The sequence below is a fragment of the Streptomyces sp. NPDC033229 genome (genome assembly GCF_055576875.1).
In genome coordinates this window covers 1-1,003 of sequence record NZ_JBVIQR010000224.1, presented here as the reverse complement: position 1 = coordinate 1,003, position 1,003 = coordinate 1, and the positions used below count along the sequence as shown (strand labels likewise).

Annotated in this window: 1 protein-coding gene; it reads left to right on the top strand. The window is 66.5% G+C overall.

Annotated features, from left to right (window positions below):
- Positions 1 to 228: 228 nt before the first annotated feature.
- On the top strand, positions 229 to 1,003 hold a 775-nt coding region (locus ACZ53N_RS37545; protein ID WP_469145158.1), incomplete at its 3' end, for an IS110 family transposase.

Sequence of the window (1,003 nt, the reverse complement as noted above, 5' to 3'; positions counted from 1 at the left end):
GGCTCTACCTTCTTCCTGGGTCTGCCCCAGCCATTCGTAGGGTTGTGGCACCCAGGGGAGCTGGGTGTGGCTTTCATGCGGCTGCCGTCCGTGGCTCAGACCGCTTGGCCGCCCGGCTTCCCACGACGACTCGGCCGCCGATTGGGAAGTGCGAGAAGGTCGCTGCGTAGAGCAATGCCGGCGAGGTCGTCTGTGGTCTGAGGTGCAGGTACGAGCGACTGGAGCACGATGAGCCGGATATGGGCCGGGATCGACTGCGGCAAGACCCATCACCACTGCGTAGTCCTTGACGCCGAGGGCGGCACGCTCTTGTCGCAGCGTGTGACCAACGATGAGCCGGAGCTCCTCCAGCTCCTGGGCGACGTTCTCGACCTGGTTGGCGAAGACGGGGTGACCTGGGCGATGGACATGACCGGCGGTGAGCCCGGCCTGCTGATCGCCTTGCTCGTCAACCACAGTCAAGAACTTCTCTACATCCCCGGACGCATGGTCAACCGTGCCACCGACGCCTACCGGGGCGAGGGCAAGACCGACGCCCGCGACGCGCGTGTGATTGCCGATCAAGCCCGCATGCGCCGCGACCTCCAGCCCATCCGTCCGGGTGACGAGACGACCATCGAGCTGAAGCTCCTGACCAGCCACCGAGCAGATCTGGTGGCCGACCGAACCCGGACGGTCAACCGGCTCCGGTCCACGCTGACCAGCATGTTCCCCGCCCTCGAACGTGCCCTGGATGTCAACAACGCTGGACCGCTGGTCCTGCTGACCGGCTACCAGAGCCCGGCCGCCATCCGCCGCGTCGGCACCAGCCGCCTGACGACTTGGTTGCGCAACCGCAAGGTCCGCAGCGCCCAAGCCCTCGCCACCGCGGCCGTCGAGGCCGCCGAGCGGCAGTACACGGCCGTCGTCGGAGAGAGGGTGATCGCGAAGATGGTGCACACCCTCGCGAAGGAGGTGATCGCCCTCAACGAGAAGATCTCCGAGATCGACAAGCTCATCGAGG